Origin of the sequence: Bradyrhizobium sp. 76, assembly GCF_023073025.1 — a bacterium.
GTDB lineage: Bacteria > Pseudomonadota > Alphaproteobacteria > Rhizobiales > Xanthobacteraceae > Bradyrhizobium.
This window is the reverse complement of the sequence record NZ_JADPIS010000017.1, coordinates 1-21,754: the sequence shown is the minus strand read 5'-3', so window position 1 is coordinate 21,754 and position 21,754 is coordinate 1. Positions and strand designations below refer to the sequence as shown.

Genomic DNA, 21,754 nt, shown 5'->3' with positions numbered 1-21,754 from the left:
ATTCCCCAAAATGCAAGAAGCTACAGATTCGGCGCTCAGCCCGCGCTTTGTGGCCGCCAGCTCGGTTGCGGATTCCGCCAGTCGATGCCTTCTAGCATGTAAGCCATCTGGGCCGCCGAGATCGACACCCCACCGTCCGACGCCGAGGGCCAGATGAACTTGCCACGGTCCAGGCGCTTGGCATAGAGCGACATGCCCAACCCGTCATGCCAAAGAATCTTCGCCAGATCACCGCGGCGGCCCCGGAAGATGTAGAGATCGCCGGCATGAGGATCGCGCTTCAAACTCTCCTGAACCGTGAGAGCCAAGCTTTGCATGCCGCGACGCATGTCGGTGTGGCCAGTGGCGATCCAGACCCTGACGCCGCTTGGGATCGGGATCATCGTCGTCTCAAAACTTCAAGAACCCGCTGCAGCGTCTCGGTCTACGTCCCGGTCAACGCGCACGCGACAGCCGCCGCCAAACTCGATCTCGATGATTCCAGTCCTTGCGCGCTGCGCCGGCGGGGAAGAGGCCGGTTGCGTCACTCGAGATCGGAGACGCCACCGGCGTGATCTCGACGGGAACGAGAGCTGGCACGGAATCTCCGCCCAGCCGACCTGGCGCGTTTGTCGACGCCACGTTAACAGCAGGCTGTGAGCCATCCCGTGGCGGCGCGCGACGCCGCAGACTGTCTCACCAGCCTGCAAGGTCTCTTCGACAAGGCGGACCTTCTCGCCGTAACTCCATCGCCGCCGACGTTCGGCGCCCAACACATTGACCTGCATTCGCCACGTGACCTTAAAGCTAGACTTAAGGTCAAATCCTCGGGCCGCCTCCCAAACTAAACAAGGCGGCCGCCGCCGGAGGGATACGCCAAACAGGGCTCGCTGTGAGAATTTCGAAGCTTCTGCTATCCGACATAGGTTTGTTCACAGGAGTCTCCTTGGACAAATCACCAGGAGATTCTCTGCTCTTCAAACAATCCGCGCGACGTGGGGTCTCCTACGCGCTCACGTTCATCCGGTTCCTGAGGGGGTAGGAGCCGAAATTGGCATCGCACCTTTTTAGGCATCGCCTTGGAGCACTTTGTGCAGTCGTTAGCCACCTAGCTGTCATTGGAGTGACGGAAAACGAAAGCAGCTTGATCGCCCCGAGAGGTTTTATTTGCCGCTAGCGATAAGTTTTCGAAATTTGCAATCTCAGCCTGAGTAAATAGCTTTACGGATGGATTGTCGTGCTGCGACGTTGGGCCAAAAAGCGGAACATCTCGCTTATATTGTTCGCTCGCTAGATAAGTCCACCCGCGACCGTCAAAGATCACATTGGTTTGCCTAAGACCAGATCTCTGACCCAGTCGTTTCATTCCATCCAGTGATGGAATGAAGTAGTGTCTGGGTGGATCGAGTTGGACCCAATCTTTTCCATATCGCTCGTAAGCATCAGAGCTACATGTCGGAATGCGGACCACACACTGTCCATCATCCGCTAGGATAGTTTTGACATGCCTCATCGCCTCAACTGGATCTGGTATATGCTCCAGTGAGTGATTGAACATTATCAGATCGAATTTACCTCTCACGGATGTAAGATCGCCCTTCTTTACGGTAATGTTCGGCAGCAAAATATCATTCTTGATAAATGGGTCGATGCCGACAAGATTTTTGAGGCCTCTTCGCGCAAGCTCCTTGAGTCGCGAGCCATCACCGCATCCTACGTCAAGAATCCTAATTTTGGGCGTTACGCCGATGTCGATCATCTCTCTTAGGAATGCATCGTCTTTGACTCGCCTAGCTAATTCGGCGAACAATCCACCTGCGAAAAACAACTGTGACCGCCTGCGAACAAGAAAAAGTTTCAATGCGCTGTCGCTAATGGTTTGAGAATTGAAAGAATAGTAGTTTACGGGGTAATACTTAGCGAGGTCGGGGCCTATGTCGAAGCAGGCTTGAATGGTGCGACACGAGCTGCAAACGTGATATTTAAATTCTTCCCGAAATCCGAACATCATTTCACGCAGCGTCATTGGTTCTTCAAAGTGATCGTGACCGCATGCGAGACAAGCTTCAATGGGCGCCTGCATACAAACTTTCCTCGCTAATAAGATTTGGGAGGCCCCGCATGAGCTCGCTCCCCGTTCCTTACCCGCAACGACTGGCGCGCAGGGCTGCAAAAATAGTTCGACCATGAAGTCGATCCTTCCCATCGGTATTGGCTGTCGCCAACTTCTTCGGCAAGGCACGTCATCAAGCGATTGTCTGTTCTGCAGTATTTTCTGCTCATGTATTTAGCGTCTACTAAGGTTTATATGTCGCTTAGAGCGTGAGGCACGCGTTTGATTATCAGAGAAACAACGTCATTTATTTGCCGTTTTGATGGCTGGCTTGGTTCGAAAATCTTCATAACGAAGCGTTACGAGACTCATACTGCAGAGCAGGTTGGGTCGCTTCCGGCCGGTGTTCGCCCAAATCTTCGCATCACCTTTCCCCACACCACCCCCAAGACCAAATCCTTGACGAGACCTTTTGGATGAAAAGTCCACCATCCAGTGTAACGGTATCCTGCCATGGCAACTAATTTGAAGAAAGACGAAGCCCGATGAAAAATACTGCTCCCTAAGTGACACTCTGCCCTTAGGTTATATAATTCCGCAAGGTTGGCATAATGATCGGCAGCCTCAATAAGCTGCTCACGTTCGATATCGCTCGTGGCAATAGATGAGGCGTCAGTTAGCAACTTCGTTCGGATGGCCGCTGCTCTATGACAGTGAGCGTAAATTGTGCCTCTGCGCTCCAGCATGTGACCAACTTTACGGAGAAGCGTGATTTTCCCGCCCCAGCCCGCCGCGTTGCTGCCGTGTTGCCGATAAAAGGCCAACGGTTCGTGGATGTAAACTATGGCCCCTACTACCGAAGATATAAATGAAAGCCAATGATCATGGCACTCAACTCTTGGGTTGATCATCCGTTTTTCATCAAGGTGCGCGTCTATTGTTTGCAACCATAAGTGAGAGAAGCGCGTGATAGAGCGTCTGAAAGAAAGCGTGAAGCCATAGGCGTTCCACCAAGGACTCCATTTTAGTCGTTCAGTGCGCGCAGGAAACGGTTGCAAGTGGAGGTTTCCGAGTTCGGCGCCATCACGGACAACAATCGCATTGTGATGAACAAGCATCACATCTGGGTCTTCGAGAACGGTTAGCGCGCGCTCGATTTTCGTCGGGAACCAAATATCGTCCTGATCGCAGGTGCATATAACATCGGATGTGCATAAAGACACTGCCTTCATAAAGTTTGCGGCGTGTCCCAATCTTTCTTGATTGACGTGGACGTGTACGACAAACGGCAAACTTTCTCTCAATTTGGCGACCGTCTGCAGCGTATCGTCTGTCGAAAGATCATCGCAGATGATCACCTCGGACGGGGGGATAGTCTGATTGGCCAGGCTGCCAAGTTGTTCCGCTATGAATTTGCTCCCATTGTAGGTTGCCATCGCTATTGAAACGCTTAGTGCCATAGCAGAAACTCGGATTGGATGTCTGGGGGGGCTTCGTCCTTAGCTTGGAGCCAACGCGAGCAAGCCGATTTAGGCAACCTGCATTTTTCTCCCGGTATGATCGTCGCATGGCTGCCTGGCGATCTCAAGTAGTTCCAAGAGAATTGGAACTGTCATTTGAGTGCCATAACTTCTGCGCGAAAATTCGCCATGAGTGCCCAAAATTGGCGCGCGCCAGCCTCGTCTTTGACGTCCAATAATGAGTGCATTAAAAAGGACGTCATGAAAGCCCGTGCATTGCAAACCAATTTCGTCATCAACGTGTTCGGCGCCATCGTGCCGCTCGCCATCTCACTGGTTACCGTACCGATCTATATCCGTCATATCGGTGAGGCGCGATACGGCATACTCTCGATCGTTTGGGTGATGCTCGGTTATTTGGGCTTTCTCGACTTGGGGCTTTCGCGCGCGGCTGCTAATGCCTTAGCGCGATTGCGCAACGCGCCGCAGGAGGCGCGAGCGCGGGTTTTGGTCACTACACTCCTGCTAAATCTTGGACTGGGACTGTTCGGTGGCCTATGCCTCGCGATCTTCGGTAGCTATCTGCTGCAGCATCTACTCACGATGCCAGAGGCGCTTCAGCCGGAGATAGTGGAGGCATTCCCCTGGATCGTCGGCTTGTTCCCGTTGGCACTTTTATCTGGGGTAGGCATTGGTGCGTTGGAATCTCGCGAACGTTTTCTTCTTGCGAATGTTCTACAGATATCCGGCTCGAGCCTAGGGCAGATCGCGCCAGTCGTGGTTGCGGTAATGCACAGCCCGTCGCTTGCCGTCGTAGTCCCGATCGCTGCGATCGCGCGCGCCCTAACTGCGGCGGCCATCCTAATAGCAGTCTATCGCGACGAGGGGCCGCTATCGCTTGTTGATTTTGATCGACATCAGGTCAAAAAACTTCTGAGCTATGGCGGCTGGATTAGCGTGTCCGGGATAATTTCGCCAATCTTAAGCTCGCTCGACCAACTTGTGATCGGTTCGGTGTTAAACGTGTCTGCCGTTACCCATTATGCGGTGCCAATGACCTTGGTCACACGCAGCCAGATTTTTGCCAGCGCCCTATCGCGGACCCTGTTTCCGCGTATGTCGAGCGTTGAGCCAGAGGAAGCGCGCAGCTTGGCCTCGCGCGCACTGCTTTTGCTGGCCTATGGTTATGGCGCGCTTTGTGCTCCAGCCATTATTCTAACTCCGATATTCTTCCAGCATTGGATCGGGACTGATTTCTCGGAGGTGGCGACACCAGTTGCAGAAATCCTATTTTTGGGGGCTTGGATCAACGGTCTGGCTTTTGTGCCCTACGGATTGCTTCAAAGCCAGGGGCGTCCTGACATCACTGGCAAATTTCATGCTGCCGAAATACTGCCCTTTCTTGGCATTCTTTGGGCACTGACATCGGCTTATGGGATTAACGGCGCAGCAATGGCTTGGAGCCTGCGTTGCGCTGTGGATGCTGCGTGTCTGTTTTGGGCGGCGGCCATCCCGCGACGCGCGCTGTTGCAGGCGATTGTTCTACCGCTTTGTTTGTTGGTGGGCTCACACGTCGTCGTCAGGTATCTTGGATCGGATCTTTGGGTCAGCTTCGCGGTCGCCACTGCCGCCGCACTGGTCGGGATTGTTCTCGCCTTGATAAATTCTATGGATTTTCGGCGCGCAACTTTCACTCTTACTTTGCGAGCGCTAAGACTAATCTCGACCCGTCACGGGTCTCTCTTGGCCGAAAAGTTTGACACGCTCAAATGATTCTCGTTCTGATCCTTTGCGGCAATCCCCACACGGTAGTTTGCCAAAAGATTAGGTTTCAAAATCCACTGGCGCTGCGTTCTCTCGTGCCGACACGACACTCGAATGAGATGGCGACTTCGCAAGCCGCTGTGCCACGCGTCGAGAATAATTGGCAAATTGTCCAAAATGCCAAAGCATCCAATCCGGCGAGGCGTACCTTGGGCCCGCAAAGCCGTGGCCAAACGAGCATCGCCGCAGTAGCCGCTAAGGACGCCCGCCGCTTCATTCGATCCTCATTGCAGCCTGAGGAAACGGGCGCAGGTCGTCGCACGCTGTACGTTGCGCCCAAACCGCAATTGGAGACTCCATCGGCATTTTTGGCAATCACCTTGCCTAGAAATCAAGCCGATATCTGCGAAGACACTTTCACGCTGGCTTCGGAGAGCCAGCGAGTCAAAGGCCTTTCTACGTTAACGTGGACGAAGATGGAGCTCAGGATTGACGCTCCGATCGCAACGCAGACGAAGCTTGCGGGATGTGAGTTGTCCACCAGCCGAGGCCAAATAGCGGCGACGAGGCCCATTGCGATTGGATGAAAGAGATAAAGGGCGTATGAGGCGTCGCCGAGCAAGATCATTGGCGCGTTAGGCCGTCTGGCGAGCGCCGGCTCAAGTGAAGCAGCCCCGAATGCAGCCAAGAGCGCCGGTACCCCCAGAAAGAGAAAGCGGCGGCTTTCCGAAAACAGATATTCGTTAATCACGAGGACCGGGATGGCAAAGACAACTGTCGCGAGTGCCAGCCATCGAGGCAAGCATCTGCCGCGCAGGTAAATGATTCCGAGAATGACGCCGCCGCCGAACTCGAGCAACAATGGATCGGTATAGATTGTCAGCAGAGCGTTTGCCGGTTCGACTATGCAGCCCACGACAGCCAAAAAAGCAAGGCAGGCCAATATAGCGGCTGCTCGCAAGGGTCTGGATACGATGGAAAGAGCGAGCCCGAATATCAGGTAAAAGAAAAGCTCGTATTGCAGGGTCCAGCCCGGGATGAGAATGGGCCAGACGTGCTTGGTGAAAACCGAATGATAATGTGGGATGATAAAATAGGAAAGGATGGTTGTTTTTGCGGTGACATCTACATTCGCCAGCCTGTCTGGAGCGATAAATCTGCAAATGATCCAGATGCTCAACGCCACCCAGTAGATCGGGTAGATGCGTATCGCTCGCTTGCGCCAGAATAATGGCGCAGTCGTGGAAGAATTTGCGGTCGTCACCCACATGATGAATCCGCTGATGACAAAAAAGATGTCGACCCCCCAAATTCCGAACGCATATGGACGAAGGTCTGAAGCAAGGTGATTTTCAAAGGCGTGATGATACACAACCGCTAGCGCGGCGACTGCTCGCAGATACTGGATCGAAATAATCTGTTTCATCGGTCTTCAGTATTGACCATGATCATTCCGATACAATTGAAGTGGCGCCCAAAATGGGTCCAGTCGGTACGCCGGCAAGAGGAAAAATCGCGCCGACCATATTAATGGCAAAAGGTGTCTCGGACATGCAGCGTTTCATGAAGTTCTCTGATTCGGAGCGCTTGGGGGAGCACGTCTATTTTCTGCTCAGCAACGACCACGGCTTAGGCAATCGCTTTTCTGTGGGAGGGATGTTATATGCGGAAGCTACGCCGCGTTGACGCCGGTAGCCCCACAGGCGAGTATTCCACTGTCTCATAAAAGACCGAAAATTCGATCAGAATGCGGCCATGAAAATTGAACGTTTGGAAATTGCGGACATCCTGCTGTTGACATCCGCCAGGCTTGGCGATTCGCGGGGTTTCTTTTCCGAGACCTTTCGCGCCGATACCTTTGCGGCGCGTGGCGTGGAAGCGACCTTCGTGCAGGACAATCACGCCTTCTCAGCCCAGAAGGGCGTGCTGCGCGGCCTGCACTTCCAGGTGCCGCCGCACGCGCAGGGCAAGCTTGTGAGATGCACGCGGGGCGCCATCCTCGACGTTGGCGTGGATATCCGGGTCGGTTCGCCGACCTATGGCCGCCATGTTGCCGTCGAACTCTCGGCGGCAAACTGGCATCAGCTCTGGCTGCCGCCGGGCTTCGCCCATGGCTATGTCACGCTGCAGGATGATTGTGAGGTCGTCTACAAGGTCACGGATTACTACGCGCCGGAGTGCGACCGTGGCATCGCGTGGGACGACCCAGCTCTGGGGATCGACTGGCGCATTCCGGTCGATGGCATTATTTTGTCGGAAAAGGACAAAAAGCATCCGAGGCTTTCGGATGCTGCGCCGGCTTTTCAGTTCGTTCGCTAGGGAGTTGTGGGATGCGGGTCCTCGTCACGGGTGGTGCCGGCTTCATCGGTTCGGCGGTGTGCCGTCACTTCATCCAGGATCTCAGTCATGACGTCGTCGTCATCGACAAGTTGACCTATGCGGGGAATCTGGCATCGCTCGCGCCGGTTGCCGCTGATCCGCGTTATGCCTTCGAAAAGCATGATATTTGCGACGTCGATGCGGTAAATGCGATTTTTGCGAAATACCGGCCTGACGCCGTCGTGCATCTCGCGGCTGAAAGCCATGTCGACCGTTCGATTTCCGGCTCGGACGTCTTTGTGAAAACCAACGTTCTCGGCACTTTCACGCTGCTCGAGGCCGCGCGGAAATATGTGGCTTCGGGCCACAAGGGTTTGGCCGATTTCCGTTTTCTTCATGTCTCGACCGACGAAGTCTATGGCTCGCTCGGTGACGACGGTCTTTTTACGGAGACGACGCCCTACGATCCAAGTTCGCCCTATTCGGCGACGAAAGCGGCCTCGGACCATCTCGCGAAGGCGTGGCAGAGGACCTACGGGCTGCCGGTCATCGTCTCGAACTGCTCCAATAATTATGGACCCTATCATTTTCCCGAAAAGCTGATTCCGCTGACGATCCTGAACGCGTTGGATCGCAAGCCGCTGCCGGTCTACGGCGACGGTTCGAATGTCCGCGATTGGCTGTTTGTCGAGGATCATGCCCTTGCGCTGGGGGTAATCCTGGCCAAGGGATGCCCTGGCCATACCTACAATGTCGGCGGACGCAACGAACGGGCCAATATCGACGTAGTTCGGCAGATCTGTCTGTGGATGGATCGCCTTCACCAGGCTGACGCGCCTTGCCACGAGCTTATTTCATTCGTGACCGATCGTCCGGGGCACGACCAGCGCTACGCGATCGACGCGACCAAGCTGGAAACCGATCTGGGATGGCGCGCGCGTGAGACGTTCGAGACGGGGATTGAGAAGACCGTCCGGTGGTATCTGGATCGCGGCGACTGGTGGAAGCCCTTGCGGGAAAAGGTTTACAGCGGCGAGCGCCTTGGCCTCGTGAAAGCCTGAGGCGCGGATGCGATTGTATGTCATCGGTGGGCAGGGGCAGGTCGCCCGGTCACTGCGGGAAGCCGCAGCAGGGGATAACGACATCGTTTTCGGCTGTGGGCAACGCCCAGATGTCGATCTGCTCCGTCCGGCCTCCATTGCGCAGGCGCTAGCGGACTTTCGGCCCGATATCGTCGTCAATCCCGCCGCCTATACCGCGGTCGACAAAGCCGAATCCGAGCCGGAACAGGCATTTGCCCTTAACCGGGACGGAGCCCGCGCCGTCGCGGCGGCGGCTGCAAATCAGGGGGCGCCCGTCATCCATTTTTCCACCGATTATGTTTTCGATGGAATTAAAGATGCCCCCTATGTCGAAAGCGACCCCGTCAATCCACGAAGCGTTTATGGACGATCCAAGCTTGAGGGGGAACTGGCCGTCGCTGCAGCAAACCCCCGGCATATCGTCCTGAGGACGTCGTGGGTCTATGCGCCCTTCGGGACAAATTTCGTCCGTACGATGCTCCGCTTGGCAGCAGAGCGGGACCACCTTCGCGTGGTTGATGATCAAATTGGATGCCCGACCTATGCGCCCGATATCGCCGCGGCGACCATCGCCGTCGCGAAGAAGGTAATCAGTGAGGGTTGGAACCCAAAATTCGCCGGCGCGACACATCTCGCCGGCCCCCAGCCGCTGACTTGGTATGCCTTTGCAAACGAAATCGTCCGTGGCGCAGCATCGCGCGGTGGCCGTGGCGTTCGGGTCAGCCCAATAGCTACATCCGATTATCCGACGCCTGCAGCGAGGCCAGCCAATTCGCGGCTTTCGACCGCAAGACTGGCGGCCGCATTTGATGTCCGCCTGCCATCGCTGGAACGTTCGCTCGCGGATTGTCTCGATTGTCTTCTAAAGATCTGAATGGGAGAATCAGCTTGAAGGGCATCATTCTAGCCGGCGGTAGCGGTACGCGCCTGTATCCGATGACATTGGTGACGTCCAAGCAGTTGCTGCCGGTCTACGACAAGCCAATGATCTACTATCCTCTAACCACGCTGATGCTCGCAGGCATCCGCGAGATTCTGATCATTTCGACTCCACAGGATTTGCCACTGTTTCAGACGCTGCTGGGCGATGGCAATCGCTGGGGGATCTCGCTGTCATATGCCGTTCAACCGAAGCCTGAGGGGCTGGCACAGGCCTTCGTTATCGGTGCGAAATTCGTGCAAGGTGGCCCTTCCGCGCTGATTCTGGGCGACAATATCTTCTACGGGCATGGCCTACCGGACTTGCTTGCCAATGCGGTCAATCGGACCACCGGCGCGACGATATTCGCGTATCATGTCTCGGACCCCGAGCGATACGGCGTAGTCGCTTTCAACGAGAATGGACGTGCGACGTCGATCGAGGAAAAGCCGCTCCAACCTAAGTCGAACTTCGCCGTTACTGGTCTCTATTTCTACGACCGGCACGTTGCCGACATTGCTTCAAATATCCAGCCATCGGCGCGCGGCGAGCTTGAGATTACCGACCTAAACCGGGTCTATCTAGAACGCGGGCAGCTGGCTGTGGAGCGCATGGGACGGGGATTTGCGTGGTTGGATACTGGCACTCCCGACAGCCTCCTGGCGGCCGGCGAATTCGTCGCGACGCTTGAGCGAAGACAGGGGTTCCGAATCTCGTGTCCTGAAGAGATTGCCTTTAACCAGGGGTACATCGATCGCGATCAGCTCGAACAGCTTGGCGTTGATCTCGGCAAGAGCGCCTATGCGCGCTATATTTGCGACGTGGCGAAATCGGCCGAACACCCAAAATAATTTGAGACCCCGCAATCGCGGAGTCTCCGACTATCCCTTTTGAAGAACGGATTCGAGCGAAGAGTCAAGCTCGAAGTTCAAACCGGAATGCTGCTCGTTCGGCCACTCTTACGCGCCGCATGGTAGCCAAGCGCACCCAAGCCAATTAGGGCTAACGCGAACAAGGGGAAGGACGCTGGCAAAGGAACGGGAGACACCGTTAGACGAAGAGAGTCCGAACCTGTGTTGAACGAAAAAGTATAGTTGCCTGCAGGTGCTGTAATGATCTCGCTCAGCTGGCCAGACCCGGTGAGACTCGCTCCACCGCTCGTAGTGAATGGCGTCAATTGGCCAACGACACCGAGGAGAACATTGGGTCCAAAGGGAGCCGATGATCCTAACTGTAGCGACAAACTGTTCAGGTTAAAAGTACCGGAGCTCGTGTACGAAATCAGGACCTGTTCGGGAGTACCCGTAAGTGTCACCGGAAAAATGCTCGATGAAAAAGCCGAGGCCTGGCCCACCGACGAGATTAATGCCGCCAAAAGCCCTAACGCCTTGAAAAGCTTGTACATTTCTGGCCCCTGAGAACTAAGTTGAATTCCGCCTCTGGCGCTTACCATACCCCGCCGAACGGAGAAAGCAAAGGCCCTATTAACCATACTCCAAACCGGAACTCTGTTATCCCGGGCTGTGCTTTGAATTAGGAAACTCGACCAGAGACGAAATACTGCAAAAGCGCGCCGGCCTGCCCCACGAATTTCCTTGCCATTGAATCTGCAGCGGCTTCATCGCCGTCGTTGATCGGGGCTACTACGCGTATAAGGGCGCCGTCCGATCTGTTAGCGAATAGCGCATCCTTAAGCGCGTAATATTTGAGTTCCCCCTCATCCGCGATGTGACGACCTCGCTCCTCGAACCAATAGTAAACGATCTGTCTCACGCCTCCCTTTTCGATAATGACGCGATTTGCGGCTATGGACCCCGTCGCCCACGGCATATCAATGAGCGATTGGCTGATGATGCTCCATCCGCCGCCGGGTATGCAAAGCCGTGGGCTGTGCGCATGTATCCCGGCCCGCTGCGAAGCGTAATAGGCAACGTAAAGGCTCAGGGGAGCTTCAGCGCTTAGGTCGTTACCGGTGAACTCCGCAAGTAGGTAGTCGCTGAGCCTCAGGGCATTGAGGGTGTCCGCGTCTAGCGTCTGTGGGGTTCCACGCCAGCCATCGAAGTCCATGGGAAATAGCGCGAACGGCTGGTGGTTCGGGATAATTTCCGTCCTGGCCGGAAGGCTCCCGACTGCGCTGGCTCCGACCAACAGCATGGTGCCCGCCAGCAGCGATGTCCGTGACATCGGCCACGACATTAGCCGCTGGAGCGTACCGGGATCGAACATCAGCAAGTCGGACACGACGAACCGCCCACGCGTCTTCCCAATGCCGATCAGGCACCAAACCTCCAAGAACAGGACCACAATACACAGCAAGAAGACCGCAAAGCCCTCAAAAGCGTGGGCTGCCCCCGTTGACGTATCAATATTGAAACGGTCCAGCATCACAGCGATCATCGCGATACGACCTGCATTCATGATGATAGCGATCGGAAAGCTCGACAGCACCACGAGAGCTTTTTTCCAAAAGCAGTCCTCCACCACCATTGAGACCAAGAAGGCGAAGCTGACCAAGGGGAATAAGTAGCGCAGGCCGTTACAGGCTTCTGCGACCTCAAGTCGCGCGGAGGGTAGGATTATGATGTTACCGTCAAGCGATGCAGGCACGTTAAAAAGCGAGATCGCGACCATGCCCAGCTTCGAGGACAAGAGCTGCATTTCCGCAGACGTGGAAATGTAAATGGCGACCGGAAGCGGAACCATAGAGAAGAGATAGACGAGGGGAGCCGCCAAGGTCTTCATGCCCCTCGAGCCCACGGATGACCAGACAAATCCAATAATACCCAATATCGCCCCGTAAATAGACGCGGTATAGCTACCCGTTGCCCAAGCCAACAGCATGATCGTAATCGACAATATTGCGGCGAGGACCCCGGGCGCTGTCGCCCCCCCTAGGCGAGCCGAGTTGAACCGGTGAATGAAAATGAGCACGGCCAAGGGCGGAATAAACCAAGCATGGCTGTATTCTGGTTGGCTCCAGGCGAGAAAAAGAGGATCAAGTGACCGCCACACAGCCGTGATTGCGCCCGTGCAGACAACAACTGCAAATACGCCACCTAAATTTTGCCAATCGGCACGACGATTAACGGCTTCCACGAAAACTCCGGGTTTGATCGGAATGAATCCTAATTGATAGTCGGTCCGAACGCGAGGTTGATCTGGATAGGTTGGCCAGATCTCAGTGTATGAAACAATCTTCCGGTGATCGTTCGCGAACAAGCGCGCCTGTGTTCGATGAGAGGGTGACTTTCGATGCGTTTCTATTTTAGCTTTTTTATGTGCGCCATTCTTTTGCTGCTGGCGGCGTGTGGAAAGCAACCGCAGGATAATGCAAAAATCGCCCCCGCTTCTCTGGCCAACGCGCGAAAGCTTTACGAAGCGGGACAGTTTCAATCGGCGCGCACCGAGGTTGAGGTCTCGATCAAGGCCGAACCAAAGGTGAGCGAGGCCCATTTACTCGCCGGTCAGATTGCGGAGAAGTTGGGTGACACGAAAACGGCGCTCGACGAGTATGTTGCGGCCGGTTCCGAACAGGCACGAATTGCGGTCGCTGCCTTGTTAATTCGCGCACGTGCGTACAGCCAGGCTGAAGAATGGATTGCCAAATGCCTTGCCAGCCTGCCGAACGATAGAAGTATGAGAGCCTATCGGGCTCTTTTGGCAGAGCGCGTTGGCGATAAGCGAAAGGCGCGGGCGGACGCGGAAGCTATTTTAGCCGAAGACAAGGGAAACGTAATTGCCAATGCGGTCCTCGCTGAAGAGGCCCTTACCCGAAATGATTTCGACTACGCCTCGAAAATGATCGAGGCCGGTTTGTCTGCAGATCCATCTAATTCGGCCCTTTTGCAGTTGAAGGCCCATGTATTTTCAGAACGTGGGCAGACGGAAAAAGTTATCGAAATTTACAGGACGTTGGTGGCAGCCGATCCAACGACATCCAGCTACCGGGCAGCTCTTGCCGAATTGCTCGTGAAAACTTTGGGAGTTGCGCAGGGTGAGCAAGTTCTCCGCGAGGGAATTGCGACGGCGCGCGACAGCGTCGACATGCATATGCAATTGGTGTCTTTTCTTGCCCGGCATCGGGACGAGAAAGCAGTGGTGGCTGAGCTCCTTTCCGCGATCGCAGGCTCGCCAGAATCCACTGTCTATGACATCGCCTTGGCCGAGGTCTATGCGCGTTCCGGCGGCGTCGACGCTGCCGCGAAAGTCTTGAATGATGCCATGGCCCGCACGCGGCCAGGGCAGGCGCATGCTTCTGCGCAATTGGCGCTCGCCCGCCTCCTGCTCGCGCATGGCGACATTGCGGGCGCCGGGTCTATTCTGGACACGATGCTCAAAGCGAAACCGACGGACGATGAGGTGCTTGCCGTTCGCGGCCATCTGATGTTGAAAGAGCATAACCCGACGTCTGCCATCAGAGATTTTTTGTCTATCATCGCCCGTCAACCTGCAAATGCGGCAGCCTTCACGTCGCTAGCAGAAGCGTACTTGGAAAACGACCAGCGCAAGGAAGCGGTTGCTGCGCTCAGACGTGCTTTGAGCGTGATGCCTTCCGATGTGACTATCCTTCGCCAAATTGTCGACATTCAAAGCAGCTTTGAGGAATCTACCGACGCAGGCCGGGCCGTCTCGGACTTTTTGGTTCGTAACCCCGCTTCATTGGACGGGCGGATTATGCAGATAAGGCTTGCAATCAAAAGTAAGGATTTTTCTGCTGCCGATGTTGCGCTTGCCAATCTCCGCCAAATTCCCGGCTCTGAACAAAAGGCTGTCGCTCTGGATGCCGAGCTCAAGGAGGCGCGGGGCCAGAATTCAGACGCTGCGGGGCTTTATAGACGGCTGATTGTCTGGAATGGCAACAGTCAGTTCGATGTTTCGGCTGCTGTATCCTTTGTCCGAGCTTCGATCGCTGCGGGACAAAGTTCCGAAGGATTTGAGACGCTTTCGCAGTTCGCAAAAAACGTCCCGCCCGCCGATCTTGCTGCCTATGATCTAGGCCTTGCCGCTTTTAATAACAGTCTTGGAAAGTTAGGCGAATCCCAGGCCCTAGTTGAATCCGCTATTCAGATAGCCCCAGCAGCCCCGGGGCCGTATCTTCAGCAGGCCGGACAGTTGGCACGCAAGAAAGATTTTGCCAAGGCTCTTGCCATTCTCGACCGCGGCATTGCGGCCGGCGCACCGAAAGAAATGCTGTTGCTCGCACGCGCGGAAATTCAGAAATCTGATGGACAGGGGGATCTTGTGCTTGATGTCTATCGGAGTGTCCTCCGTATCAACCCAAAGTCGGTTATCGCCGCCAACGAGCTTGCAGCTATGCTCGCGGACCAGAGTCCCCTCGACAAGGCCGCGTTGCAAGAGGCCCGCGATCTGTTGCTGAAAAATGCGGTCGTCAAAAATCAAGCGATCCTCGATACGCTCGCCTGGTCAGACTACCGTCTTGGGGACTATAAAAAGGCAAAGGATCTATTGGATCTCGCGAATGCTGATCAATCGTCGAACCCGGAACTGCGTTTCCATTTGGGGGCCGTCTTGATCGCCTTAGGGGAAAACCAGAAAGGGCAAGGAATAATTAAAGATACTCTCAATAAAGTTTATCCTGGCCGAAACGAAGCTCAGAAGCTGCTCAGTGACTAGATGATAAATCGGCGAGCTTCGAGACTTTTAAGAGCTGAGGTTCATAAGAACTCTAAGCGGCGAGCGGCTGCTACCCACGGCGCGATATAGCGGTCAAGGCGAACTCAGAACCAGTGAATCCATGAAGGCGGCTACACAATTGAAAAAATGACATGATGCTGCTGGAAGAAAATTTGAATGCTGGCGGCGTTGGCTATCGTCAGAATTAGTCTCTTCCATGTTAGAAACCGCTTTGGGTTAGAAGGCTTTCCGTCGTTCGATCAACGGTCACTATTGCAAAGCTCGGTCCACTTTATTTTCGAGTTGGTAGATATTTCTTAAGCGTCTCGAGTTGCGCTGGATCGGCACCGGTTGGGAACGGCCGTGGCTCAGCGAGATACATATAATCATTGGGCCACCATGGTCCGGCTGCCCAATAGGTTAGCCCGATATATCCACCGGCAGTAGCCGATGCAGCCGCGCTCCGCCAATCGTCAAGAAGAGCCCTTGCTTCGACCGTGCAGGCATCATTGGCAGCCCAGCCAACTTCACCAAGGATGCCATGCAAACCATTTTTTTGAAGCCACGTCGTAAACTGGTCGAGACGCTCTGCTCCAGAGCCAAGCACGCAGTTGGGCGAAGTGCCCGATCCGTCGCCGTCCAGATATTGATGCGCTTCGAACGCGAAATTGTTGCGGGGATCGTAAGCCTTCAGTATGTGCATCGCGTTACCGCTTCTCGACCATGTCCAGGCGCCGTCCCACGCGGTGCCTTGGAAAACAATCTTGTTGGTTGCCCCAGTCGCTCGAATAGCGGCTGCAATGGCGTTGCTGGTCTTAACCCACTCGAGCGCAGACTGCTTGTTTGGTTCGTTCATGAGGTCGAACCAAACGCTCGGGTTGTCTTTGTATCGACTGGCGATCTGCGCCCAAAAATTGGCGAGCCTCGCATTGGAGACACCGACCGTGCCCGGTAACCCCTGACTTGCTGCCGAAGCATCGGAGAAGTAGCTGCCGTAATTATGCAGATCCAAAAGGCAGACGAGGCGCTGTATGGCGCATTCGTTCATGACCGAATCGAGTGGACGCATGGCGGCCTCGTTGAGCGGGGCCGACGACGAGGCCTGAACGTTTTGAAATATGAAGGGCACGCGGATGATGCCAAAACCTTGTGCCGCGGCCCAGGCGAGCCGGTCTTTGCCCGGGTAGGTGTACTTGAAGTTATGGCTGCCTACGCCGAACTCGCCAGAAGCTTCGTTGAGGCCGAGCAGCGGCTTTGTCGGAGGGATAGAAAGAGTTCCAAGTCGAACGCCCGCGCGTGCAACGTCGATCGCACCAACATGGCTGTTGCTGATGGCGAGAACATAATCCTTGTTGCTGCTAACGCTTGCGGCAGTCATTGAGAACACGAACGGAAAGACCGCCTTTTCACTAAAGGTCAAGGTGCCGGTATGTGTGTCGTAGGTGACATTTCTATTCAACGCGGCGCTAACTGATGCATCAAGCCCCTGCGTGAAGTCCGCATCGGTTGCCGTGCTCGCGCTGTCGACGGCGATATGCAGCGTCGTGGGCGACGTCAGCGCGTAATTGGTCTTGTGAATTTCGAACGTCACGACGCCCCCTGTGCCAATGCTTGGAGCTGAGCGTAGAAGCGACCACCGTGCGTCGGACACGGCGCTCTCCCGCTTTTCCTCAGGGACTGGCCCCTGAGACGCATCAGAGCTGGCGCCTTGGTTATTGGCTCCGGGAGAAGCCGCCTGGTTTGTGTAAGTGATCCACTTTGAGTCGACGGCAAACCCGTTCTCGACAGGAGCGCCATTGGACGGCGCGCTTGCCAGGATCCAGTCGGTCTGAAGCTGCGTGCCAGGCGCCCACGGGGCGTCGTCGATATTACCCGGAATGCCCTGCATCGTGACGGTCTGATCGATGTCAATCTTGTAAGTGCCTGCAGTTAGAGTGATCTCCATCTGCTGCGTATTTATCGGAGTTTGCGAGAGCCCCGGTATGGCGGAGACCGCGGCCTGTACCGCGGCACTAAAGCTTGTCGTGAAGTAGCTTGCGCCGTGGTTGCTGTTCTGAATGCGGATCTTGTGTCCTGCCACCGCATTGTAAACATCGATCGTGTTAACGATCGTCTCGCCTTGCCTTATGATTGGGGTTGGCCAGGTCGTCGTAAGTCGCACGCCATCCGGGCGGGCGCTCCCCCGCGTCTCGGCAGTGGTCCTTTCGGCGGCTTCTGTGGTTCGTCCGATCGCTATCACAGAGAATGCAATCATCGAACAGAGTACTATTCCGCGAGGCAAGGAGTGATCCTCTTTCAAAGCTAGCTCACCTTCATGAACGTTTCCTAAGAAGGCCTGGTCGTCCGGCCGGCTCATCACATGCTACCTTAAGAAGACGGCGGTAGTTTGAAAAAAGCCGATCCAATTCTCGGGCTCGTTCGGGCGCGAGATCAGTGGAATGCAATCCTAATAGCGATTACAGCAATCGGCGGGAAGGAATACAATTTAGTAGTGCGACAGAAATACTGTCGGGTCGACTGCGCGGGGCTCGTAGTCTTCGTTCATCGGCGACGCGCAAGCTCGTACCAAGGGTTGATAGACGGAGTGAGATCCGGTCGCTCATTACATCAAACCGCCTCGGGTTTGCCGGAGCCCATTTGTTTAGGTTATGCCGCCATAGCCGGTTTTTCCAGCATGGCGCTGCAGCTTTGCCGGCCTCGGCCGGCGGTATGTGGCCGATGGGCTCGAGGAGGCTTCTGTTGATGAACCAGTTCACCCGTTCCAGGGTCGCGAACTCGACGGCCTCGAAGCTGCGCCATTGTCCACGCAGATGGATGACCTCTGCCTCGCAGAGACCGTTAATGGTTTTGGCAAGAGCATTTTCATAGGAATCTTCGACATGGCCGGCCGAAGGCTCCACGTCAGCTTCAGTCAGGCGCTCGGTGTATTTGATAGAGACGTATTGGCCGGATCGAAACGGTCATCGCAACACGCTGGAATTGGAGATTGCGATGAGCTTTTGAGGGCGGAGATCGGCACGATCTGGACGAGCGCCATTGCCGTCGCCGGGAGGGATTGCCGCGGGACTTGACAGCGAAGATGATGCGCTCGTAGCTGGCATATCGCAGCCTTGTCAGAACGAGATTAATCCGAGGCGCGCGGTATGCCACAACCAATGTTCAGGCTCTCGGCAAAAGCTGCTCCCCGGGGGGTACTTGTCGGCAGAGCGCGAGGAAATCGCACTCCTCAAGGCAGGGGCTTTTCTATACGTGAGATCCGCGCCCCTAGGTCGGTCCGCCGCGATAATCGCGCGTGAACTACTGCGCAACGCGACCACCCGAAGGGTCAGTTAGCATATGCGACAAACTGCCCAATGGCATGCGGACCGATCGGCCTGTCGGCCGAAACTGACCAAGCTTGCGCTCAACAAGACTTTGCGCACTTATGTGGATGAGAGACGGCGCTCGTCGTGACGCCGAGCGGCGCCCTCGTTCCCGGCCGCCGTTCCGTGGAAAGCGCCGGCATAGACCCCGAAGAAAATCGGCGGTGAGCCAAGGCCTGCAGCCGGAGCAGATTGCCCAACGCTTGCCGATCGACTTCCCGGACGATCAGCCACCGGGCCATCTATCAGGCGCTCTTCGTTCAAGGTCGAGGGGCGCTCCGCCGCGAATTGACGGCCTGCTTGCGAACGGAGCGCGTGTTAAGAGTGCCCAGAGTGTTGTCTCGCCGGAGATCATGATCAGTCAACGCCCGCCGATGCAGCTGATCGAGCAGTGCCGGGCCACTGAGAGGGAGACTTCGTTCTTGGTCTCGGGAGCTCAACGATAGGTACATTGGTCGAGCGTACAACGGGCTTGACGATGCTGCTGCATCTTCCCCGCCTCGTGAGGCATGGCGAAGCTCCGCAAATCAAGAACGAACCTGCGCTCGCGGGGCGCTGCGCTGAAGCCGTGCGCGACGCGATCACTCGCACGATCATCACCCTGCCGGAAGAACTGCGCCGTTCATTTTCACTTAGGACCAGGGAGCCGAAATGGCCCAATACGATCGTCTCAAAATCGATGCAGGGGTACAGGTCTAGTTCTGCGATCCGTAAAGCCCTTGGCAGCGGGCACTAAGGAGAACACCAATGGCTTGCTGCGTCAGTACTTCCCGAAAGGCACTGACCTCAGGGTCCTTAGCGCCGAAGAGGTCACCCCTCGCGGCTGCCCTCAATGCTCGACCGAGAAGACGGTAGAAGCCACTCGTCAAGAGCCTCGCCGACAGCTTGGCCGAATCACGTCACTTGACCGTGCAGAGCAGCGGATCGAGCACAAAGATGTGCCATGCGGTTGGCGCACATTTGTGGATTTAGGTCGAACATTCTGGTTCGAGAATTCAGAATTCGTACAGTAGGATACAAGGCGGTGAACCACCATTGAGGGGTCATCAGACCCGTTGTTGAATGGCGCTGGTTTCATGGCAATGAGCGAAAGGAAAGGCCGGAAGGTCATTGAGGATACTTTGACGCAAATGCATCAGGGACCCACGAAGCGCAGAGGTTGGTGGCGCGCTAAAACGTTGTATTCTCTTGCTGGATGCGTTGCTGATCCGGAGCAGCGGTACCAATTGCGCCAAGGCGACTCTCACAAGGTTTTCGAAAGCGTCGGCGTAACAACCGACTAACCAGGCCTACATACGGATCGGTGATTGCACTTAACACGTTTTTGAGGGGTGGGAGGGAATCGACTACGAGCGCATCTCGTGCAAGCTGATATACGCTCGCAATCGTGTATCGGCTTTGTTGCAGGTGAGATATTTTAAGCGCGACCCAATTTGTGGCCGATAGCGGTCCGCCGATCCCGACAGCCGTTCGTCCGGTCCTGGTGAGCGTTAGTCCTTCATAAGAAGGTCCACTTAACCTCACAACCAAACCGAGCCGTAATGCGATGTCTAGTCCCTCTAGTGTTGGTTCGTGAGCGCTTTTCCAGTAGATAGTTCCCTCCGCGTCTCGAAGCTTTGCCAAAAGCTCCCCGACGACTGGATCTGTTCGAGACGGTTCCTTGTTCTTCAAACGAGCGGCTGCTTGTTGACGCGACCGCCAGAGCAGCCGCTGGTCGTCAAGGAAGCGGCTAAAGTCTAAGTGAGCGACACGCGTATGGCGGCGCTTTGCCCGGACATGAGCGTGTTCTTCCTTGGGCTGACCGATAGACAGTAAGTTTGAGCGATTCGCGACGCGCTTGATTTCGGATCTCACCAGATCCATGGAGCCATTGCTCTCGGCCGCGTCCTTTATCGCTTGAGCTACATTCGCGATGGCGGGCGTGCCATGTTCAGATCTCGGGGTCCGATCGATCAGCCATCTAATTGCCTCTCGCAATGTTTCAATTTTGCTCCCATCGGGAAGCTCGACTGGCTTGTCGAAGCGCCGCGACCAATTAGGGGATGGTATCATCGTCCTGACTTGGATCCGTCCTACGCGATACAACCGAGCGGCTCTAAGCTGCTAATGACTTTGAGGCTAACCCTCTATTAAGCCCTCGGACATGGATTTAAAAGTGTGTAGGACTGATATCATTAATGGCCCCTGGTAGTCATTCAATATGAGCCGCCTCGCACTTGCCGGGGGTAATTGAGTTTAATTTTCTGCCGCTATGGTCGGATCCAGCATGGTCTATTAGCCTTGCTCGGCTTCGGCCAGCGGTATGTAGCCGCTTTCCAGCGTCGCGAACCCGATGGCCTCTAAGCGGCGCCGTGGTCCGCGCCGATGGATTACCTCGAGCTTGTAGAAACGGCTGATGGATTCGGACCAGAGCATTGTCATGGGATCCCCGCCGCAGCTTTGAGCGGGAGGTATCTTTGTGTACCAAGTTGACGCGACAATACGCCGCCCCCGTGAAAGGCATTAAATCAACGCGATCGACCGGCGCATAAAGAGCTACCTGAGGAAGCCCTACGCCATTATGGTCCACCCCGCCGTGTGGCCAATCGTGCCATCACCGTTGAGGTCCTGGTGGAAGATGGTCTCGAAAGATTGCAGCGCGCTGCTGGTCGACGATGCACCCGCAAGAAGATCGACGACGTGGTTGCCGTGGGTATCAGTGCTCCAGATGTTGGAAAGGCCGGTGGTGGTGTTTTTCCAGGCCACATCATAGCCGCCTGAGACCGCCTCAGCGCCGAGGATAACCCAATTGCTGCCGAACTGACCGGCGGTGACCGCGGCGCCGTTGAGCTTGAGCTCGGGACCACCAGTGCCACCGACCGGATCGAGAAAGTAGTTTTGTCCAACCTGCGAGAGACTGGTGCTGCCAAGCGCTTCGATGGTGGTTTTGACTAAGCCAATCGTGCCATCACCGTTGAGGTCCTGGTGGAAGATGGTCTCGAAGGACTGCAGCGCGCTGCTGGTCGACGATGCACCCGCAAGAAGATCGACGACGTGGTTGCCGTGGGTATCAGTGCTCCAGATGTTGGAAAGGCCGGTGGTGGTGTTTTTCCAGGCCACATCATAGCCGCCTGAGACCGCCTCAGCGCCGAGGATAACCCAATTGCTGCCGAACTGACCGGCGGTGACCGCGGCGNCGTTGA

The 21,754-nt window shown here is 55.6% G+C and carries 13 protein-coding genes and 5 pseudogenes; 8 read left to right on the top strand and 10 right to left on the bottom strand.

Annotated features, from left to right (window positions below):
• Window positions 1-35 precede the first annotated feature (35 nt).
• The 4 genes and pseudogenes from tnpB to IVB48_RS05685 form a co-directional block, all read right to left on the bottom strand.
• On the bottom strand, window positions 36-383 hold the full coding sequence (tnpB, locus tag IVB48_RS05700; RefSeq protein WP_247398271.1) for an IS66 family insertion sequence element accessory protein TnpB: 348 nt from the start codon (window positions 381-383) through the stop codon (window positions 36-38).
• Between the two features lie 228 nt (window positions 384-611).
• Window positions 612-767: pseudogene (locus IVB48_RS05695) on the bottom strand (transposase); the annotation flags it as partial.
• A 320-nt stretch (window positions 768-1,087) separates the two neighbouring features.
• Window positions 1,088-2,167 carry a class I SAM-dependent methyltransferase gene (locus IVB48_RS05690; protein ID WP_247398268.1) on the bottom strand — a complete coding sequence of 360 codons (1,080 nt, stop codon included), beginning with the start codon at window positions 2,165-2,167 and terminating at the stop codon, window positions 1,088-1,090.
• 233 nt (window positions 2,168-2,400) lie between these two features.
• A complete protein-coding gene (locus IVB48_RS05685; RefSeq protein ID WP_247398266.1) occupies window positions 2,401-3,492 on the bottom strand; it encodes a glycosyltransferase in 1,092 nt (363 codons plus the stop codon).
• A gap of 261 nt (window positions 3,493-3,753) precedes the next feature.
• Between IVB48_RS05685 and IVB48_RS05680 the strand changes: the two genes are divergently transcribed.
• On the top strand, window positions 3,754-5,265 hold the full coding sequence (locus IVB48_RS05680; RefSeq protein ID WP_247398263.1) for an oligosaccharide flippase family protein: 1,512 nt from the start codon (window positions 3,754-3,756) through the stop codon (window positions 5,263-5,265).
• A 382-nt stretch (window positions 5,266-5,647) separates the two neighbouring features.
• On the opposite strand, the gene IVB48_RS05675 is transcribed toward IVB48_RS05680, so the two are convergent.
• Window positions 5,648-6,682, bottom strand: a complete 1,035-nt coding sequence (locus IVB48_RS05675; RefSeq protein ID WP_247398260.1) for an acyltransferase — start codon at window positions 6,680-6,682, stop codon at window positions 5,648-5,650.
• Window positions 6,683-6,735: 53 nt separating this feature from the next.
• Here IVB48_RS05675 and IVB48_RS05670 point away from each other — a divergent pair, with 53 nt between their 5' ends.
• The 5 genes from IVB48_RS05670 (at window position 6,736) to rfbA (ending at window position 10,427) form a co-directional block, all read left to right on the top strand.
• Window positions 6,736-6,942, top strand: coding sequence for a hypothetical protein (locus IVB48_RS05670; RefSeq protein ID WP_247398257.1), 207 nt, complete (start codon window positions 6,736-6,738; stop codon window positions 6,940-6,942).
• Window positions 6,943-7,011: 69 nt separating this feature from the next.
• Window positions 7,012-7,575, top strand: a complete 564-nt coding sequence (rfbC, locus tag IVB48_RS05665) for a dTDP-4-dehydrorhamnose 3,5-epimerase (protein ID WP_247398254.1) — start codon at window positions 7,012-7,014, stop codon at window positions 7,573-7,575.
• A gap of 11 nt (window positions 7,576-7,586) precedes the next feature.
• A complete protein-coding gene (gene rfbB, locus IVB48_RS05660) occupies window positions 7,587-8,636 on the top strand; it encodes a dTDP-glucose 4,6-dehydratase (protein WP_247398251.1) in 1,050 nt (349 codons plus the stop codon).
• A 7-nt stretch (window positions 8,637-8,643) separates the two neighbouring features.
• On the top strand, window positions 8,644-9,531 hold the full coding sequence (gene rfbD, locus IVB48_RS05655) for a dTDP-4-dehydrorhamnose reductase (RefSeq protein ID WP_247398247.1): 888 nt from the start codon (window positions 8,644-8,646) through the stop codon (window positions 9,529-9,531).
• A 14-nt stretch (window positions 9,532-9,545) separates the two neighbouring features.
• Complete coding sequence (gene rfbA / locus IVB48_RS05650; RefSeq protein WP_247398245.1) at window positions 9,546-10,427, top strand: glucose-1-phosphate thymidylyltransferase RfbA; 882 nt, start codon at window positions 9,546-9,548, stop codon at window positions 10,425-10,427.
• Between the two features lie 682 nt (window positions 10,428-11,109).
• On the opposite strand, the gene xrtD is transcribed toward rfbA, so the two are convergent.
• The gene (xrtD, locus tag IVB48_RS05645; RefSeq protein ID WP_247398242.1) at window positions 11,110-12,672 is read right to left on the bottom strand and encodes a VPLPA-CTERM-specific exosortase XrtD; all 1,563 of its coding nucleotides are present in this window, start codon (window positions 12,670-12,672) and stop codon (window positions 11,110-11,112) included.
• Between the two features lie 156 nt (window positions 12,673-12,828).
• Between xrtD and IVB48_RS05640 the strand changes: the two genes are divergently transcribed.
• Window positions 12,829-15,210, top strand: coding sequence for a tetratricopeptide repeat protein (locus IVB48_RS05640; protein WP_247398240.1), 2,382 nt, complete (start codon window positions 12,829-12,831; stop codon window positions 15,208-15,210).
• A gap of 292 nt (window positions 15,211-15,502) precedes the next feature.
• On the opposite strand, the gene IVB48_RS05635 is transcribed toward IVB48_RS05640, so the two are convergent.
• A complete protein-coding gene (locus IVB48_RS05635; RefSeq protein ID WP_247398238.1) occupies window positions 15,503-17,566 on the bottom strand; it encodes a glycoside hydrolase family 5 protein in 2,064 nt (687 codons plus the stop codon).
• Window positions 17,567-17,856: 290 nt separating this feature from the next.
• Window positions 17,857-18,155, bottom strand: a pseudogene (locus IVB48_RS05630) (IS3 family transposase); the annotation flags it as partial.
• Window positions 18,156-18,246: 91 nt separating this feature from the next.
• Here IVB48_RS05630 and IVB48_RS05625 point away from each other — a divergent pair.
• Window positions 18,247-19,427 (top strand): annotated as a pseudogene (locus IVB48_RS05625) (IS30 family transposase).
• Window positions 19,428-20,846: 1,419 nt separating this feature from the next.
• Here IVB48_RS05625 and IVB48_RS05620 read toward each other — a convergent pair.
• Together IVB48_RS05620 and IVB48_RS05615 are read right to left on the bottom strand one after the other, a co-directional pair.
• Window positions 20,847-20,978: pseudogene (locus IVB48_RS05620) on the bottom strand (IS3 family transposase); the annotation flags it as partial.
• A gap of 144 nt (window positions 20,979-21,122) precedes the next feature.
• A pseudogene (locus tag IVB48_RS05615) lies at window positions 21,123-21,754 on the bottom strand (protease); the annotation flags it as partial.

Coding starts and splice junctions, on each gene's coding strand:
- tnpB (WP_247398271.1), bottom strand. CDS start 383: ATGATCCCGATCCCAAGCGGCGTCAGGGTCTGGATCGCCACTGGCCAC.
- IVB48_RS05690 (WP_247398268.1), bottom strand. CDS start 2,167: ATGGTCGAACTATTTTTGCAGCCCTGCGCGCCAGTCGTTGCGGGTAAG.
- IVB48_RS05685 (WP_247398266.1), bottom strand. CDS start 3,492: ATGGCACTAAGCGTTTCAATAGCGATGGCAACCTACAATGGGAGCAAA.
- IVB48_RS05680 (WP_247398263.1), top strand. CDS start 3,754: ATGAAAGCCCGTGCATTGCAAACCAATTTCGTCATCAACGTGTTCGGC.
- IVB48_RS05675 (WP_247398260.1), bottom strand. CDS start 6,682: ATGAAACAGATTATTTCGATCCAGTATCTGCGAGCAGTCGCCGCGCTA.
- IVB48_RS05670 (WP_247398257.1), top strand. CDS start 6,736: ATGGGTCCAGTCGGTACGCCGGCAAGAGGAAAAATCGCGCCGACCATA.
- rfbC (WP_247398254.1), top strand. CDS start 7,012: ATGAAAATTGAACGTTTGGAAATTGCGGACATCCTGCTGTTGACATCC.
- rfbB (WP_247398251.1), top strand. CDS start 7,587: ATGCGGGTCCTCGTCACGGGTGGTGCCGGCTTCATCGGTTCGGCGGTG.
- rfbD (WP_247398247.1), top strand. CDS start 8,644: ATGCGATTGTATGTCATCGGTGGGCAGGGGCAGGTCGCCCGGTCACTG.
- IVB48_RS05640 (WP_247398240.1), top strand. CDS start 12,829: ATGCGTTTCTATTTTAGCTTTTTTATGTGCGCCATTCTTTTGCTGCTG.
- IVB48_RS05635 (WP_247398238.1), bottom strand. CDS start 17,566: ATGAGCCGGCCGGACGACCAGGCCTTCTTAGGAAACGTTCATGAAGGT.